The 16,812-nt window shown below is 65.5% G+C and carries 17 protein-coding genes and 1 tRNA gene; 10 read left to right on the top strand and 8 right to left on the bottom strand.

Features of this window, described 5'->3' with window-relative positions; translation table 11 throughout:
* Position 1 precedes the first annotated feature (1 nt).
* From AT701_RS21760 to AT701_RS21750, 3 genes are all read right to left on the bottom strand, one after another.
* Positions 2-1,255: a serine hydrolase domain-containing protein gene (locus AT701_RS21760; RefSeq protein ID WP_014878041.1), complete on the bottom strand. Its 1,254-nt coding sequence runs from the start codon at positions 1,253-1,255 to the stop codon at positions 2-4.
* Between the two features lie 173 nt (positions 1,256-1,428).
* Positions 1,429-2,466: a threonine aldolase family protein gene (locus AT701_RS21755; RefSeq protein WP_174519609.1), complete on the bottom strand. Its 1,038-nt coding sequence runs from the start codon at positions 2,464-2,466 to the stop codon at positions 1,429-1,431.
* A 17-nt stretch (positions 2,467-2,483) separates the two neighbouring features.
* The gene (locus AT701_RS21750) at positions 2,484-2,864 is read right to left on the bottom strand and encodes a phage holin family protein (protein ID WP_174519608.1); all 381 of its coding nucleotides are present in this window, start codon (positions 2,862-2,864) and stop codon (positions 2,484-2,486) included.
* A 102-nt stretch (positions 2,865-2,966) separates the two neighbouring features.
* Here AT701_RS21750 and AT701_RS21745 point away from each other — a divergent pair.
* Positions 2,967-3,040: transfer RNA gene (locus AT701_RS21745), tRNA-Ile, on the top strand.
* 40 nt (positions 3,041-3,080) lie between these two features.
* Here AT701_RS21745 and AT701_RS21740 read toward each other — a convergent pair.
* Positions 3,081-4,793: a flavin-containing monooxygenase gene (locus AT701_RS21740; protein ID WP_058126565.1), complete on the bottom strand. Its 1,713-nt coding sequence runs from the start codon at positions 4,791-4,793 to the stop codon at positions 3,081-3,083.
* The gene (locus AT701_RS21735) at positions 4,790-5,725 is read right to left on the bottom strand and encodes an alpha/beta hydrolase (protein ID WP_003895799.1); all 936 of its coding nucleotides are present in this window, start codon (positions 5,723-5,725) and stop codon (positions 4,790-4,792) included. The genes AT701_RS21740 and AT701_RS21735 overlap by 4 nt, the downstream gene beginning before the upstream one ends.
* A gap of 105 nt (positions 5,726-5,830) precedes the next feature.
* On the opposite strand from AT701_RS21735, the gene AT701_RS21730 reads away from it, so the two are divergent.
* Positions 5,831-6,394, top strand: a complete 564-nt coding sequence (locus AT701_RS21730) for a TetR/AcrR family transcriptional regulator (protein WP_014878038.1) — start codon at positions 5,831-5,833, stop codon at positions 6,392-6,394.
* A 42-nt stretch (positions 6,395-6,436) separates the two neighbouring features.
* Here AT701_RS21730 and AT701_RS21725 read toward each other — a convergent pair whose 3' ends face one another.
* From AT701_RS21725 to lpdA, 3 genes are all read right to left on the bottom strand, one after another.
* On the bottom strand, positions 6,437-6,766 hold the full coding sequence (locus AT701_RS21725; protein WP_003895797.1) for a type II toxin-antitoxin system PemK/MazF family toxin: 330 nt from the start codon (positions 6,764-6,766) through the stop codon (positions 6,437-6,439).
* Positions 6,767-6,768: 2 nt separating this feature from the next.
* On the bottom strand, positions 6,769-6,978 hold the full coding sequence (locus AT701_RS21720; RefSeq protein ID WP_011729843.1) for an antitoxin MazE family protein: 210 nt from the start codon (positions 6,976-6,978) through the stop codon (positions 6,769-6,771).
* Between the two features lie 160 nt (positions 6,979-7,138).
* Positions 7,139-8,506 (bottom strand): dihydrolipoyl dehydrogenase, encoded by a 1,368-nt coding sequence (gene lpdA / locus AT701_RS21715; RefSeq protein ID WP_081319552.1) that lies wholly within the window; start codon positions 8,504-8,506, stop codon positions 7,139-7,141.
* Between the two features lie 261 nt (positions 8,507-8,767).
* Here lpdA and AT701_RS21710 point away from each other — a divergent pair, with 261 nt between their 5' ends.
* The 8 genes from AT701_RS21710 to AT701_RS21670 all read left to right on the top strand — a co-directional run bounded on the left by AT701_RS21710 (position 8,768) and on the right by AT701_RS21670 (position 16,809).
* Positions 8,768-9,052 (top strand): DUF8691 family protein, encoded by a 285-nt coding sequence (locus tag AT701_RS21710; RefSeq protein WP_011729841.1) that lies wholly within the window; start codon positions 8,768-8,770, stop codon positions 9,050-9,052.
* Positions 9,049-9,969, top strand: coding sequence for an NADP-dependent oxidoreductase (locus AT701_RS21705; protein WP_011729840.1), 921 nt, complete (start codon positions 9,049-9,051; stop codon positions 9,967-9,969). The genes AT701_RS21710 and AT701_RS21705 overlap by 4 nt, the downstream gene beginning before the upstream one ends.
* A 29-nt stretch (positions 9,970-9,998) precedes the next feature.
* Positions 9,999-10,907, top strand: coding sequence for a cupin domain-containing protein (locus AT701_RS36025; protein ID WP_011729838.1), 909 nt, complete (start codon positions 9,999-10,001; stop codon positions 10,905-10,907).
* A gap of 29 nt (positions 10,908-10,936) precedes the next feature.
* Positions 10,937-11,707, top strand: a complete 771-nt coding sequence (locus AT701_RS21695; protein ID WP_011729837.1) for an SDR family NAD(P)-dependent oxidoreductase — start codon at positions 10,937-10,939, stop codon at positions 11,705-11,707.
* Positions 11,708-11,712: 5 nt separating this feature from the next.
* Positions 11,713-12,318: a GNAT family N-acetyltransferase gene (locus tag AT701_RS21690; RefSeq protein ID WP_011729836.1), complete on the top strand. Its 606-nt coding sequence runs from the start codon at positions 11,713-11,715 to the stop codon at positions 12,316-12,318.
* 162 nt (positions 12,319-12,480) lie between these two features.
* Complete coding sequence (gene ctaD, locus AT701_RS21680) at positions 12,481-14,232, top strand: aa3-type cytochrome oxidase subunit I (RefSeq protein ID WP_058126564.1); 1,752 nt, start codon at positions 12,481-12,483, stop codon at positions 14,230-14,232.
* Positions 14,225-16,174, top strand: a complete 1,950-nt coding sequence (locus AT701_RS21675; RefSeq protein ID WP_058126563.1) for a transketolase — start codon at positions 14,225-14,227, stop codon at positions 16,172-16,174. The genes ctaD and AT701_RS21675 overlap by 8 nt, the downstream gene beginning before the upstream one ends.
* Positions 16,174-16,809, top strand: coding sequence for an RraA family protein (locus AT701_RS21670; RefSeq protein WP_011729832.1), 636 nt, complete (start codon positions 16,174-16,176; stop codon positions 16,807-16,809). Before AT701_RS21675 ends, AT701_RS21670 begins: the two co-directional genes overlap by 1 nt.
* Positions 16,810-16,812 lie beyond the last annotated feature (3 nt).

The following is a 16,812-nucleotide window of genomic DNA, read 5'->3' as shown; positions in this document are numbered from 1 at the left end:
TTCAGAAGCTCAGGTCCGAGTAGATCTCTTTGAGCACGACCGGCAGCATCGCGTTGGCGGTCGTCTTGTTGTCCGGCGAGAGTGTCAGGTTCGTCCAGATCACCAGCGCCACATCGTTGTCTGGGTCGTATCCCATGAACGAGTTGAATCCCGGCATCTCGCCGCCGTGATAGTACATGGCCGCTTCGGGTCCGAACCGCTGGAAGCTGATGCCGTACCCGTATGACTGGCCGCCGTCGGGGTTGTCCGGATCCTCGGGCAGCAGGCTGTCGAGGAACTGCTGCTGATGCTCGGAGTCGAGCACCTTGCCGCCCACCAGAGCCCGTATCCAGGTGGCCAGATCGTCGGCCGTGGAGATCGCACCGCCGGCCGCCGTGGCGTAGGAGGAGTTCTGGTGCGTGTAGTCGTTCGGTTTGAGCGTGCCTGCGCGTGCCGCGTCGGTGATCGCGGCGGGGTAGGTCTCGTCGACCATCGCGTAGAGCGTCTCGCCGTACATGTACCCGTGCGAGTACGGCGCAGGAATCTCGGAAGCCTCTGCCGGGGAGGGCAGCAGCGTGTTGCGCATACCGAGCGGCCCGAACAGTCGCTGCTGGAACTGCTCTGCCAGCGGCGCGCCACCGACCTGCTCGGCGACTACGCCCAGCAGCGCGTAGTTGGTGTTGCAGTACTCGTAGGCCGTGTCGGGGGCGACGGTCGACGGGTGGTCGAACGCGATGTCCAGAACCTCCTGCGGGGTCCACGTTTTGGCAGGATCGCTGTCGAGGGTGGCCGCGAATTCTGAGTCGTTGGTGTAGCAGTACAGCCCGCTGCGCATGCGCAGGAGGTCAATCAGGGTGATCGCGTCGGCGTTGGGGACTCCGGGGACGTACTTGGCGACCGGGTCATCGAGTGAGAGCTTGCCGTCCTGGGCCAGCAGCATGATCACCGCGGCCGTCATGGTCTTGGTGTTGGACGCGATCCGGAAGTGCGTGTCGGGCCGTGGCGGGGTCTGGGTGCCCAGTTCGGTGGTACCGACGCCGGCGGCGAACCGGCCCTGCGGCGTCTGCAGCAACACGAGGGCGCCGGGCACGTCGAGGCTCTTCGCGGTGTCGGCGACGATGCTCTGCAGGTGCGCCGGGTCGATGGTCTTCAGCGCGGGTGGTTCGGTCGTGGCGAACGCCTCCTCGGCGGCGTCCGGCGACGTCGAGCATCCGGCGGACACGGCCGCCACCAGCGCCGCCGCCACCAGCGCCCGCACTATGCGCAAAACCCACATGTCATCAGCGTCCTACGTCAGGTGGGTAAATATCGGAGAACAGCAACTTCGCCGCGAGTCCGGGTACCTGTTTCATGGCTCCCTGGCCGCCAGATCGACACCATGGTCGTGTTCTGGCGGGTCGGCCCCGAAATCACAGCCCTGGCGTCGCACTCGACGCCAGGGAGCCGTCCTCATAACTGTCCGAGGAGCGCCAGCACATCGTCGACTTCCTGATCGGTGGTGGCCCACGAGCAGACGAACCGCACCGCGGGGTGACGCGGGTCGAGGCGGTGCACGGCGTAACGCTCGGAGACCGCCGCGAACGTGGCGGCCGGAAGGTTGACGAACACCTCGTTGGCGTCGGTCGGGGAGGCCAGGGTGAGACCGCGCTCGGTCATGCCGCTGCTGAGCCGGGCGGCCATCGCGTTGGCGTGCGCGGCGTTGCGCAGCCACAGGTCGTCGCGCAACATGGCCTCGAACTGCGCCGCGATGAAGCGCTGCTTGCTGCTCAGATGGCCGATCTGCTTCTGCGCGAAGTGGATTCCCTCGAACAGCTCGGGGCGGCGGACCAGGAGCGCATCGCCCATCAGCAGGCCGTTCTTGGTGCCGCCGACAGTCACGATGTCGGCGTCACCGACGGCCTCGCGTGGGGCGACGTCGAGGGCCGCGACCGCGTTGGCGACCCGTGCCCCGTCGACGTGCACGAGCAACCCGAGGTCATGGGCGTGGTCGATGAAGTCCTTGATGGTCTGCGGGGTCCACACGCGGCCGTTCTCGGTGCTCTGGGTGATGGTCACGACGGCCGGTTGCGACGCGTGCACGTCACCGCGCCGGACGACGGCGTCGTCCAGGACCGCGGCGTCGATCAGGCCGTCGTCGCTGGGGAGCACGGTGAGTTGCGCGCCCGAGAGGCGCACCGGCCCGCCGGCCTCGTCGACCAGTGAATGTGCGATGTCGCTGCACAGGATCGACTGCCAGGGGCGCACGGAGGCCGCCAGGGCGATCACGTTGGCGCCGGTGCCGGTCAGGGCGAACAGCACCTCGGCGTCGGGGGAGTCGAACGCGGTGCGTAGGGCGGCGACGGCACGCTGCGTGATGGGATCAGCACCGTAGGAAGGAGCCGCGCCGGTGTTGGCGGCGGTGATCGCGTCGAGGACGTTGGGGTGGGCGGGAGCGGCATTGTCGGAGGCGAAGTCGGAGGCGAAGGCGGAGGACGGCACGCCCGCCATGATTCCACCGCGAGCTGTCAGGTCGCTGGTGCCTTTTCCTTCAGCAACAGCTTCGGCAGCACGATCGTGGCGACCGCCGTCGCCACCCACACCACCACGGTCGCGACGATCCACGAGCCGATGCCGCGGATGCTCAGGCCCGACGTGAGCACCGACGCGAGGATCAGCGCGGCAAGCGTCGAGATCAGCCCGATTCCGCCCAGCAACGCCGAGGCGTACCTGCTGGCCATCTTCGAGAAGACCGGCGAAAGGAGGCTCTGCGCGACCGTGAAGATCACCACCGCGGTGAGAAAGCCCCAGATGCGGACCGACACCCCGGGCACCGACCACGCCGCGACCAACAGGCCGATGGCCGACGATCCCAGGAAGATCGCCATACGCAGCAAAAAGCGGATCACGCGGTGAGCGTAGCGGCCCGGTACGGCAAACCGAGGCCGTTCCGACAACCCCTGGTGTCGCCGGGCCGGTGATGTGGGAACATAGTGCCGCGATACGCACCGGGGGCGGTAGCTCAGTCGGTTAGAGCCGCGGACTCATAATCCGCTGGTCGCGGGTTCGAGCCCCGCCCGCCCTACTTCAGAGGTATTTCAAGATCATTTTCGGTGAGTCACCGCTTATTCACCGTTCATAGCGACCGTCCGGTCGAGCAAATCGGCGACTTCGGCGTGGATGCGGCCGCGCGTCATGTACCGCTGATCGCGTCGCACGGTGCGTAGCGTAGATGGCGTTACCGACTCGTCTTCGCCGGCCAGGCGGATTTGGCCCGCCAGCATCTCACGGTCAGCGTCTGCGAGTTGACTCTCACAGCGCTGTTCCACGCCGCGGATCTGTTGCCGCGTTCTGAGGGTGTCGTAGTTGATGACGTCGAAGCTCCTGGTGCGGGCGCGGAATCGGAAGGTGAACGTGGGCCACATGACCGAGTTGCGGCCCCGAGAGTCCAAATACCAGCTGGAGCATCCACCGGAGTTCCACACGGTGTTGGTCAGCGCGTCGTTGATCCATTCGTTGTACGTCCGTTCGGCGTCCGGGCGAACATCGATGGAGGCGAGACCTTCGGCGCGCATGACGCGCAGGGCCGCGGCGAGGTAGGCGGCCTGGGATTCGAGCATGTACACGATGGAGCTGTGCCCGAGGTTGGTGTTCGGCCCGTACATCAAGAACAAGTTGGGAAAACCCGGCACGGTGATGCCCAGGTGCGCACTCGGGCTGCCCGCCCAGTGCGCGGCCAGCGTGGTGCCTGTGACGCCGGTCAGTTGGTGAGCGACCGGCGGCTCAGTGGGGGTGAAGCCGGTGGCGAAGATGATCGTGTCGACGTCGTGCAGCCTGCCTGTGCCGTCGCGTACGCCGGTCTCGGTGACCTCGGTCAAGGCGGTGGTCACGACTTCGACATCGTCGCGGGCCAGGGTGGGCAACCAGTCATTGGTCAGCAGGATCCGCTTGCACCCGATGCGAAAGTCAGGCGTCAACGCCCTGCGCAGGGCTGGGTCGGGCACTTGGCGGCGCAGTTGTGTCTTGGCGATGATTTCGAGCAGCGGTAGCAGCCAGGTCAGGTGCGCGAGCAGCGCGAGGTAGCCCTCCCGGTAGATGTAGACCATCCCGCGGACCAGTCTCTGCGACAGCGGAATCCGGCGGTACAGCGCCTTCTCGAGGCGGCCGAGGGTGCGGTCTAGCCGGGGTAGCACCCACGCCGGGGTTCGTTGAAACACCGTCAGGTGAGCGGTGCGGTCAGCGATCTCGGGCACGAACTGCACCGCTGAGGCCCCGGTGCCGACGACGGCGACCCGCTCGTCGGTCAGGTCGTGGTCGTGATTCCAGGTGGCGGAGTGAAAAACCGTGCCGCCGAAGCGGTCGAGTCCGGGCACGTCGGGCAGCTTCGGGGTGGAGAGTGCCCCGGTCGCGGCGACCAGGACCGTGGCGGTCACCATGCCGAGGGAGGTTCGAACCCGCCAACGCTGCTCGTCGTCGTCCCACGCTGCGCCGAGTAGCTCGCATCCGGTGACCAGGTGGTGCCGCAGTCCTGTCTGGTCGGCAACCGAGGTGAGGTAGCGGTGAATCTCGGGTTGGCGTGCGAAGGTGTGACTCCACTTCGCGCTGGGGGCGAACGAGAACGAGTAGAGCGAGGTCGGGACGTCACACGCGCAACCGGGGTAGGTGTTGTCGCGCCAGGTTCCGCCGACCTCGTCGGCCCGCTCGATGATCAGGAGGTCGGCTCGGGGGTCTTCGCGCAGCACCGCTGCGGCCGCGGCCAGCCCGGCGAACCCCGCACCCACGACTAGCGTGTGCACCGACGCCGGCAGGGTTGGAGTCGATGACGCCGGTGCGCTCATCGGGTGCCAGCTCCGACGTGACGGTTCAGGAAGTCGATCTGATCGGTCACGATTTGCTCGAAATGCGGGTCCACGTACGGCTCGAAATGCGTGATGTCGTAGGACCGCACCTCTCCGTTCGGGATGCGGGCCACGATTTTTCGGGCTTTCGCGTAGGGCGTGACGTCGTCTTTCGTGGCGAGTTGAACCAAGGTCGGTGCGGTGATTTTGGCGGCGTGCCGTCCCGGTGAATACAGCGGCACGCGCAGAGCGATGCGGGCGGCGACGTCGTTCTCGGCCTCGAGTTGCGCGCGCATGTGTTCGGCCGCTTCGCCCCCGGCCATTTCCTCGACGAGTTCATAGGCGCCGGGTGAGGTCATCATGGCGAATTCGCCGGGCCTGCCGATGGATGTCACTCGGTGCGGTGCACCCCCGAACCATGCGCCGATCTGATCGCGCAGTCCTGCGGCGATGAGGCGTGCGACCAGTTTGGGGGATTGAGAGAAGGCTGAAGCGGGTCCGCTGACGTGGGGGACCTGAACGATGGCGGCGGCGAATTCGTGGTCGCGGGCGGCCAGTGTGAGAACGTGGCCACCGCCGAAGGAGGAACCCCATCCCACCAGTCGGGTGGTGTCGACGTTGTCCAGGCTGCGGGCGTAGGCGATGGCGGCCCGCCAGTCTGTCTGCTGTTTTGGGATGTCAAGGATGCGGCGGGGTTGTCCGTCGCTCGCACCCCAGTGCCGGTAGTCGAACACCAGGGCGGCGTAGCCGGCCTGGGCGAATCGTGCGGCGTAGGCGTCCAGGCGCAGTTCGCGGAAGGCGGCAAACCCGTGGGCAAGTACCACGATGGGCGGATTGTTGACGCCGTCGGGCCGATAGAGCCACGCTGCGCACGATGTGCCGTCGGACATGAAGGTGACGTCGTCTCGGGTGTAGCTGAGCGGTTGAGCCATCGTCGCGGCCTCCATGATGTATGTTGAATGCTGTTCAACAAAACGTAGCAGCCTATTGAACGGTATTCAACATGGCGTGACGTGAACGGCATCGAGGAGGACGTGATGGCGCCGAAGCGCCCGCAGGCCGCCGCCGAGAAACGCGCGGAGATCGTTGCGGCGGCGAGGCGACTGTTCATCGACGCGGGATATGACGCCACCCCGATGAGTCGCCTGGCCAAAGAAGCCGGAGTGGCACCGAACACGATCTACTGGTACTTCCCGGACAAAGACGAAGTGTTGATCGCGGTGCTTGAGGCCGTCATGGCCGACGTGTGGCCGCAGTATGAAGAGATTGCAAGCCAACCGATTGCGGCGCGGTTGCTATGGATCGTCGGCAAACTCACCGAGATGAGCCGCCTCGTGACAACCGTGCATGCCCGCGTCGAGCACTCAGCAGCGGTCGCCGAATGGCATCAGAACTTTCATACGATCACCGGCAGCCTGCTTCAGTTTGAACTTCAGGCCGCCGGGGTCCCCGCACCCGACGCCGAAGTCATGATCGGCGTCTTCACGGTCGAAGGACTTCTCATGCACGACCACGACGAAGCCCAGCAGCGAGCCATCATCGACGCCTTGGCTTCGCGCTGGACTACGAACCTGCCGAGGCCGTCTGACCTCGGACGCTGACGACGTGGCCGCTGGGTTCATGGATCGTGCCGAAGCAGGTGGTCACCCGGCGATTCCCAGAAAAACCAGGAGTGCGCGGTCGGTCCTGACCATGTCTGTCTCCGCCAGTCGGCCGACACGGTGCGTCAAGCTGGAGCGGGGAACTGTGGTCACCTTGTCGATCATCAACGAGCTGACTGTGGAGAGTCCGGTGGCTGGCGTTGGCTCGATTCGAATTCGCAGAAGCGGTGCGTCGGTGTCGCTTGTCGTAAACGGCACGACGGTGACCGACGCGGTGGCATCGAATCGGTCGTCCTGGATGATGAGGACCGGCCGAGGCTTGCCGGTGTACGCACCTCGCGCCGCCGCGGTGTAGATATCGCCGCGCCGCACGCTTAGGCGTCGTCCCAGTCGACGGAGATCGCGTCGACGAAAGCTTGATCTTCGGCCTCATGCTCGCCGGCGGCGACCAACTCAGACTGCCGGTGCGCCTCCCGGCGAAATTCGGGTGCATTCACGTCGGGGACCCAGATCTGCACCGGCCGCAGACCTTGTCGCCGCAGCCGCTCGCGATGTCGGCGTACTCGGTCACGCGCGGGAGTCATACCCCAACGTTACATGTAACGCATCAATGCGCGCACCATGACTTCCTATCCACGGCGCCGCTACGGCAGGAGCATTCCTGGACAGTGAATCGACGCGTGCGGAGGTTTCGTTGTCATCGAGTGCGGTGACGGCGTCGTCGGCTGACACACGCGGGAACGTCTAGAAGTTGATCATCTTGCCGGTCGCCAGCCCGTGGAACGTCTCCTGCAGCGCCTCGGACAGTGTCGGGTGGGTGTGGACGTTGCGGACCAGTTCTTCGACGGTCAGATCCCAGCGTTGGGCCAGCGTCAACTCGGGGAGCAGTTCGGCGACCTCGGCGCCGACCATGTGCGCCCCGAGAAGCTCGCCGTGCGCGAGATCGGTGATGACCTTCACGAATCCGGTGGGATCGCCGAAGCCGTGGGCCTTTCCGTTGGCACGGAACGGGAACTTCGCGACAGCGATGTCGCTGCCGCGTGCCGTGGCATCGGCGCGGGCCTGGGCTTCGGTCAGCCCGAAGCTCGCGACCTGGGGGTTGCAGAACGTCACGCGGGGCATCGTGGTGTATTCGGCGAACCCCAGCGTGGGTGCGCCTGCGATCGCCTCTGCGGCGACGATGCCCTGCGCCTCGGCCACATGCGCGAGCATCAGCTTCGCGGTGACGTCGCCGATGGCGTACACGCCGGGCACGGTGGTCCGCATGACGTCGTCGATCGCGATGCCACCGGTGCGTGGGTCCAGGTCCACGCCCAGGTGTTCGAGCCCGTAGCCCGTGGTTCTGGGGGCGAACCCGATGGCCTGCAACACGACATCGACGATGAGGGTCTCGGCGTCGACGGACCCGGACCTGCGGTAGGTGAGGGTGACGCCGTCGGCCGTCTCGACCAAATCCTCGATGTGCGTACCGGTCAGGACAGTGATGCCCAGGGCACGGTAGGCCTTGGCGATCTCTTTGGAGACGTCCTCGTCTTCGTTGGGCAGCATCCGCGGAAGGGCCTCGATGAGGGTCACATCGACGCCGTAATTTGCCAGGAGATAGGCGAATTCGACGCCAATCGGGCCGGCCCCGATGATGGCGATCGACGACGGCAGCGTCGACGCCATGATCTGCTCTTCGAAGGTGCGCACCCTGGGCCCACGGGTGGTGCCGGGCAGCAACCGCGGGGCGGCTCCGGTGGCGATGATCACCGAATCGAAGCCGATCTGAGTGTCGATATCCTCGCCGGCGATGTGCATGGTGTGGCGGTCGATGAAGGTCCCGTGGGCTTCGTACTCGTCGATCTTGTTCTTGCGCATGAGGAATCGCAAACCGCGCACCCGGTCCGCGGCGACCGTGCGGGACCGTTCATAGGCCGCGTCATAGCGCATCTTCGTCTCGCCCTCGATGCCGAAAACATCGGCGAACTCCCTCAGGAGATGCGCGATCTCGGCGTTGCGCAAAAGAGCTTTGGACGGGATGCATCCCACGTTCAGGCACACCCCGCCCCAGTAGTGGGCCTCCACGATCGCCACCGACAACCCGAGTTGTGCGGCGCGGATGGCGGCCACTTAGCCTCCCGAACCCGCGCCGAGCACGACGACGTCATACCGCATGTTCCGGACCTTTCCGTCGATGTGTCCGCTGTCGAGGGCCCAGGTGCGCCCGTCGCGGAACTCGGACTCTGCCGAGAGTACGACTTGTAATCATCAAGGGCCACAGAAGATTCAGCAAAAACACAACACTCACCCGGGTGATCTCACATGCGGGGTGATGACTGCTCACCCCTGTCCGGTGAACGCTTGGTCGGCAGATGGCGATCGGAGGGCATCATGCAGCCGACGATGTACCAGATCTGCATTCGGGGGTGCGTCACCGAGCGGTTCGGGTCCGCGTTGGAGGGGATGCGCCTTGAAGCTGGTGCGACAGAGTCGATGTTCGTCGGCGAGATCCGGGACCAGTCACAACTGTACGGACTGCTCGACCGCGTCCGCGATCTGGGACTCGAGCTCGTCAGCGTTCAGCAATGGTCCGCGGCCGGCCCGACGGGTGCCATCGCCAATGGAGACGGCGAGTCGGTCGGCCTCCCCAACCCTTATCAGGAGGATGCGCAATGAAGGCTGTGACAGTTTCCGATCGTGATGCCGGCGTCTCCGGTCTGTCGCTGACAGAACTGCCCTATCCCGTGGTCTCCGAGAACGACGTCGTCGTACGTGTGCACGCCGCGGGGTTCACACGGGGCGAACTCGACTGGCCGGATACGTGGACCGAGCGCTCGGGACGCGACCGCACACCCAGTGTGCCCGGACACGAACTGTCGGGTGTTGTGGTCGAATTGGGATACGGCACCACACGTTTCACGATCGGTCAGCGCGTGTTCGGATTGGCAGACTGGGCACGCAACGGCTCCCTGGCCGAGTACGCCGCAGTGGAGACGCGTCACCTCGCACCGTTGCCCTACGACGTCGACCACACATTGGCCGCGGCGCTGCCGATCTCGGGGTTGTCCGCGTGGCAGGGCCTGTTCGAGCACGCGCAGCTCGTCGCGGGACAAACCGTGCTGATCCACGGTGCGGCAGGTGGTGTCGGCTCCATTGCGGTGCAGCTCGCTCGTGAGGTGGGGGCGCGGGTCATCGGCACCGGGCGGGCCGCCGATCGGGATCGGGCTCTCGAGCTGGGCACCCACACTTTCCTCGACCTGGACGATGACAAGCTCGAAGACGCCGGGGAGGTCGACGTGGTGTTCGACGTGATCGGCGGAGAGATCATGGAACGTTCGATCGCGCTCGTACGCGCCGGAGGAACGCTGGTCACCCTCGCCGAGCCACCCAAGACCCAGCCGCGCGACGGACGGGCACTGTACTTCCTCGTCGAACCTGACAGCGCACGTCTCGCCGACCTCGCCGCTCGGGTACGGACGGGACGGCTCAAGCCCGTCGTCGGGCGCGTGGTGCCGCTCGCCGACGCGCCCAGCGCCTTCAACCAAAAGAAGCGCACCACGGGAAAGACGATCGTGCGCGTCACAGAGGATTGAGCGTTCACGATCGCGACGAAGGAAATCCAATGCTGCAGGATTGGGCTGATCCCGAATCCGGCTCGACGATCACGGTGATCCAGGAAGTCCGGTCGCCGCACATACCTGCCCAGGTCGCCGTGATCACCGTACTCGTCAACCATCCGCCCGGCGCCCGTGGAGCCCCGCCGCATCGTCTCCCCGGGGGTCCGGCATTCGGCTACATGATCGCCGGGGAGATGCTCTTCGAGCGCGACGGTGAGCCGGCACGTGTTCTCCGCGCCGGGGACGCGTTCTGGGGGCCGGGCGGTGACGTGATCCACTACCAGGACACCAATCTCCGCACCGACATTCCCTGCAGCTTCGTGCTGACGATGTTGCGCGATCCGGCTCTACCGCTACTGGAGCGGGTCGACGAGCAAGAGCTCGGTTACCGAGAACCACTGCGCGTCACGAAAACCGGTGACGCGGTGACGCCGAGCGTCGATGATGTGTTGCGGGACCGGTGGCACGAGGTGACTCGTGAACTGGTGTTGGCCCAGGCAAGCGCGACGCTCACGGTCGACGATCCGCAGCATTCGCATCCGGCGGGCTCGATCTCGATCACCCTGACGGGCAAGGCGTTGGGGAACGACCTGCTGCTCGCCGATGCCGGGCGTATCGCGCTGGATGCTCCGCAGAACACCGCAGGTGACGGCGCGGATCCACCTCGCCACCCCATGCGGGTCATACCGATGCGACTCGACATCCTCAGCGAGTTGCCCACGATCCGTGTCTCGGGACGTGGCATGACCGAATCGACGCAGCTGCGATTGGTGGTCGAGTTGGCTGCGAGCGACCCGCACAACGCCACGACGTCGGTGCTCAAGTGCGAACTCGAATCCGTTCACCTGGATCCCGAGAGGCCCCACATATCAATGGATTTCCATCCGCAGAACGTCGAGTTGCACCGCTCGTGAACACATCCGCCGAGGGAGGGAGCCCGAACATGCATCTGGAGGGGAAGAAGGTGGTCGTCGTCGGCGGCAGCGCCGGTATCGGCCGCCGGGTCGCCGCCGACGTCGTCGACCACGGTGGCAGCGCGGTGGTCGTCGGGCACTCGAAAGCCCGTGTCGACGAGACCCTGGACGATCTGGTGAACCGGGGTGGCGACGCCTGGGGTATTTCCGCGGAGCTGACCGACCGCGATGCCGTCACCGATATCCAGCGCGTGCTCGGCGAGCAACACCGAGACGCCACGTTGCTCGTCAATGCGGCCGGATTCTTCATCCCCAAACCGTTTCTCGAGTACGGGCAACTGGACTACGACGCGTACATGGAGCTCAACTATGCGCTGTTTTTCCTCACCCAGACCGTGGTGCGCGGCATGATCGCCGGCGGCGATGGTGGTTCCATCGTCAACATCGGCAGCATGTGGGCGCATCAGGCGCTCGGCGTCACTCCTTCGACGGGGCATTCGATGCAGAAGGCCGGCCTGCACGCGCTCACCCACAATCTGGCCATTGAACTCGCCCGGCACAAGATCCGCGTCAACGCGGTGTCGCCGGCCGCGGTGAGAACCCCGGCTCTTCAGCGGTGGTTCCCCACGGACGAGATCGATGCCACACTCGGCGAGTTCGCACCGCTTCACCCGCTCGGGCGAGTCGGTACTCCGACCGACATTGCAGGCGCCATCAGGTATCTGCTCTCCGACGAGTCGAGTTGGATCACGGGAATGATCCTCAACGTCGACGGAGGATTCACGGCGGGGCGGAACTGACACTGATGAACCCCTCAGGCGATCGACGCCACGTCGAACTCGATCCCGTGACGCGACAGATCCGCACACACCGTCTGATGTTGCGGCCGTGGCGTCTGGACGATGATGTCGCGGCGTGTGCGATCTACGGAGACCCGGAGGTGGCTCGCTGGCTGTGTCCGGCGCTGCCCAACGCCGTCGACCGCAAGGACATGCGACATGTGTTGGGCTCCTGGATCGCCGAGAGCGACTCCGAGGGATTGCCGTTGGGGCGATGGGCAATCACCGACCACCGATCCGGACAGGTGATCGGGGGAGTGACTCTTCTCCCGCTTCCGCCCGGGCGCAGCGACCTGGAGATCGGATGGCAGATCGCCCCCGCGATGTGGGGTCACGGATACGGCTCGGAAGCCGGCCATGCCGTCGCGCACCAGGCCTTCGAGAACGCCGGCCTCAGCGAGGTGTTCGCGGTCATGCGGCCAGGAAATCGTCGTGCCGTGGCCACCGCGCGGCGGGTCGGTATGGAGTGGGTCGGCGAGACCACGAAGTACTACGGGTTGTCGCTGCAGGTGTATCGACTCCGGAAGGCGGACCTGGATCTGCCGGAACCGGGTTGTGCCTCGCGGACCTGAGCGAGGGAAGTTCATGCGCGGCGACTGTTCACCCGGGTGATCGGTGCGGCTGGGTGAAGACAGCTCATCCGGTACCGGGCCAGGATCGAGTCTCGACAAGGGCATGCGCGGCGACGGGTGGAAGACCGTCGCACGTGCGACGGACAGGAGAGAACCGGACCGTTGACGACCCACGCTCCATCGGCAGGAGAACTCCTGGCGCGGAGACCGTTTCCGCAACGGCTCGGCCCCAGGTGGACGCTGCTGTACAAGTTGGTGACCACAACCGACCACAAGTTGATCGGGATGATGTACGTCGTCGCGTGCTTCATCTTCTTCTTCATCGGCGGATTGATGGCACTGCTGCTCCGCACCGAGTTGGCGGTACCCGGCCTGCAGTTCCTCTCCAACGAGCAGTACAACCAGCTGTTCACCATGCACGGCACGGTGATGCTGCTGTTCTATGCCACTCCCATCGTGTTCGGGTTCGCCAACCTCGTGGTGCCTCTGCAGATCGGCGCCCCCGATGTGGCGTTTCCGCGACTGAATGCGTTGTCGTTCTGGCTCTTTCTCTTCGGTGCGTCGATCGCACTCGGCGGCTTCCTCGCCCCGGGTGGGCCCGCCGACTTCGGGTGGACCGCCTACACCCCGCTGTCGAACGCCATGCACTCGCCGGGCGCGGGTGGTGATCTGTGGATCTTCGGATTGATCGTCGGTGGACTGGGCACCATCCTCGGTGCGGTCAACATGATCACCACGGTGGTGTGCATGCGCGCACCGGGCATGATCATGTTCCGGATGCCGATCTTCACCTGGAACATCCTGGTGACCAGCGTGATCGTGCTGGTCGCTTTCCCGCTTCTGACCTCGGCGCTGTTCGGCCTGGCCGCGGACCGCAATCTGGGCGCACACGTCTTCGACTCGGCCAACGGCGGGACCATGTTGTGGGAGCACCTGTTCTGGTTCTTCGGCCATCCCGAGGTCTACATCATCGCGTTGCCCTTCTTCGGCATCGTCACCGAGATCTTCCCGGTGTTCTCCCGCAAACCGGTCTTCGGCTACACCACGCTGGTCTACGCCACCATCTCCATCGGAGCTCTGTCGATCGCGGTGTGGGCCCACCACCTCTACGCCACCGGCGCGGTGCTGCTGCCGTTCTTCTCCTTCATGACGTTCATGATCGCGGTGCCGACCGGGATCAAATTCGTCAACTGGATCGGCACCATGTGGAAGGGCCAGTTGACGTTCGAGACGCCGATGTTGTTCTCGGTGGGCTTTCTCGTGACGTTCCTGCTCGGTGGGCTCACCGGGGTGATCCTGGCCAGCCCGCCACTGGACTTCCACGTCACCGACAGCTATTTCGTCGTGGCGCACTTCCATTACGTGCTGTTCGGCACGATCGTCTTCGCAACGTACGCCGGGGTGTACTTCTGGTTTCCGAAGATGACGGGCCGACTGCTGGATGACCGGCTCGGCAAGCTGCACTTCTGGCTGACCCTCATCGGATTCCACACCACATTCCTGGTGCACCACTGGCTCGGCGCAGAAGGCATGCCACGCCGATACGCCGACTACCTGCCCACCGACGGGTTCACCACCCTCAACATCGTTTCCACCATCGGTTCGTTCATCCTGGGCGTCTCGATGCTGCCGTTCGTGTGGAACGTGTTCAAGAGCTGGCGATACGGCGAGCCCGTCACGGTCGACGATCCGTGGGGCTACGGCAACTCCCTGGAGTGGGCCACCAGCTGCCCGCCGCCGCGGCACAACTTCACCGAGCTGCCCAGAATCCGTTCCGAGCGACCAGCTTTCGAGTTGCACTATCCCCACATGATCGAGCGGCTTCGTGCCGAGTCCCACCCCGGGCGCACCCAGGGAGGACCCGGTGCGGTGACGCTTCCACAACCACAGGCGAGGAGCCATCCCGTTGAATGAATCGAACGATCGCATCGACACCACGCTGGTGGGGCGACTGGCGCGGCAACTGCGCGCCGACGCCATCCGAGCCAGCACTGCCGCCGGCTCCGGACATCCGACTTCGAGCATGTCGGCCGCCGATCTGACGGCGGTTCTGCTCGCTCGCCACCTCAGCTATGACTGGGAGCGCCCGGATCACCCTGACAACGACCACTTCATCCTGTCCAAAGGGCATGCCTCGCCGCTGTTGTACGCCGCGTTCAAAGCCGTCGGTGTCATCACCGACACGGAACTGATGACCGGCTACCGCCGCTTCGGCTCACGCCTGCAAGGCCACCCCACGCCTGTGTTGCCGTGGGTCGACGTTGCCAGCGGCTCACTGGGACAGGGGATCGCCATCGGGGTCGGCGTCGCGCTCGCGGGCAAGTTCCTCGACAGGTCTGGATTTCACGTGTGGACGCTGTGCGGCGACAGTGAGATGGCCGAGGGGTCGGTCTGGGAGGCACTGGACAAGGCCGGCTATTACGGCCTTTCGAACTTCACCGTCATCGTCGATGTCAACCGGTTGGGCCAGCGCGGACCCACCGAGTTCGGTTGGGATCTGGAGACCTACGCCAAACGCGTGGAAGCTTTCGGTGCGCGGGCGATCTCCGTCGACGGCCATCGCCTGGAGGCCATCGACCAGGCGCTCACCGCCGCGCGTAACACAACGCAGCCGACGGTGATCCTCGCGAGAACCGTCAAGGGTCGCGGTTTCAGCGAAGTCGAGGACCGAGAGGGTTGGCATGGCAAGGCTTTCCCGCCCGAAATGGCGCGGCGCGCACTGGCCGAGCTCGGCGAGGTCGAGGGTCTGACCGTCGCGGGACCGAAACCGGCGTCACGCTCCGGTCAATCGTCGGCGCCCGGGGCGGGCAATCCGGATGGGTTCTCGGACCGGCCGCGTTACGCACCGGGTGAGAAGGTCGCCACCCGGGCGGCATACGGAGCCGCGGTGGCCGCACTGGGCGCGGTCAATCGCCGGGTGGTGGCGCTCGACGGCGAAGTCAGCAACTCCACCGGCGCCGCAGAGTTCACCGAGCACCACCCCGAGCGATACTTCGAAATGTTCATCGCCGAGCAACAACTCGTTGCCTCTTCCGTCGGTCTCCATGTCCGCCACTACATTCCGTTCGCATCGACCTTTGCCGCGTTTTTGACCCGGGCGCATGACTTCATCCGCATGGCGGCCGTCTCACAGGCGAACATCTGCCTGATCGGGTCCCATGCCGGCGTCGAGATCGGTGCCGACGGACCCTCTCAGATGGCGCTGGAAGACCTGGCGATGATGCGGTCCGTCCACGGCGCGACCGTCCTCTATCCCAGCGACGCGACAAGTACGGTCGCGCTGGTCGACCTGATGGCGGATGCCGATGGGGTCCGTTATCTGAGGACCACCCGTGGTGCCTACCCGGTCCTCTACGAGCCGGCCACCGTGTTCACCATCGGCGGCTCCCACACGCTGCGGTCCAGCAGCGCCGACGACGTCACCCTGATCGGTGCCGGTGTCACCGTCCACCAATGCCTGGCCGCCGCCGAATCGCTGCACCGCGACGGGATCGCGGCCCGCGTCATCGATGTCTACTCCGTCAAGCCGATCGACCGGGACACGCTGCTCGAAGCTGTGCGCGACACCGGTGCACGATTGGTCATCGCCGAGGACCATCACCCCGAGGGTGGACTCGGCTCGGCCGTGCTCGAGGCCATCTCGGGTGCGGAAACACCGCGTCTGAAGCTGATGCACCTGGCCGTTCGCGCCATGCCGGGCTCGGGAACTCCTGCCGAACTGCTCGCGGATGCCGCGATAGACGCGGCAAGTATCGACAAGGCTGCGCGACACCTGTTGCAGGCCGACGACGGCCGATCCGACGACGGCCGATCCGACGACGGCCGATCCGACGACGACGAGACGCTGACGGCCTGATGGAGCCCCTTGAGTTGCTCGCCGGCCGGGTGCGTACGGCCGACATCGTCGATGCGATGGGGCGACTGCATCGGCATCGCTGCCATCTTCTCGACCTGGTGAGTCCGACCCCCGGACGCCGGCTCTTCGGGCCCGCGGTGACCATCAGTTACTTTCCTGCCTGTTCGGCCGCCCTGCCGCCCGATTGTCACAACTTCAGGCGGTTGTTCTACCAGGCCATCGAGCGCGGCGGTGAGGGTTGCGTTCTGGTGTTGGCGAGCAACGGTTTCACCGAAGTCTCGTTGGGTGGCGGAACAAAGCTCTCGCGTGCCGAAAACCACCGGCTCGCCGGCGTACTCGCCGATGGTCGGCTGCGCGATTTCGCCGAACTCGAGCAGTACGACCTGGCTGTCTATTGTCGTGGCGAAACAACACGGTGGGGCGGCGACACTGTCACCCCCTTCGAGGCGAACCATCCGGTCGTGATCGGCGGGGTGGCGGTTTTTCCCGGCGACTACATTTTCGCCGACACCTCCGGGGCCGCGGTCATTCCCGCCGACGACGTGCGTGCGGTGCTGCATACCGCCACCCAGGTCGTCGCCTCCGACGCGGCTGTCATCGCCGGCATCAAGAACGAACAGCTGGATTCGTCGTAGCGG

The sequence above is a fragment of the Mycolicibacterium smegmatis genome, from assembly GCF_001457595.1.
Lineage (GTDB): Bacteria > Actinomycetota > Actinomycetes > Mycobacteriales > Mycobacteriaceae > Mycobacterium > Mycobacterium smegmatis.
Note: the sequence above shows the minus strand (reverse complement) of the source record. Positions and strands in the feature narration are given on the sequence as shown.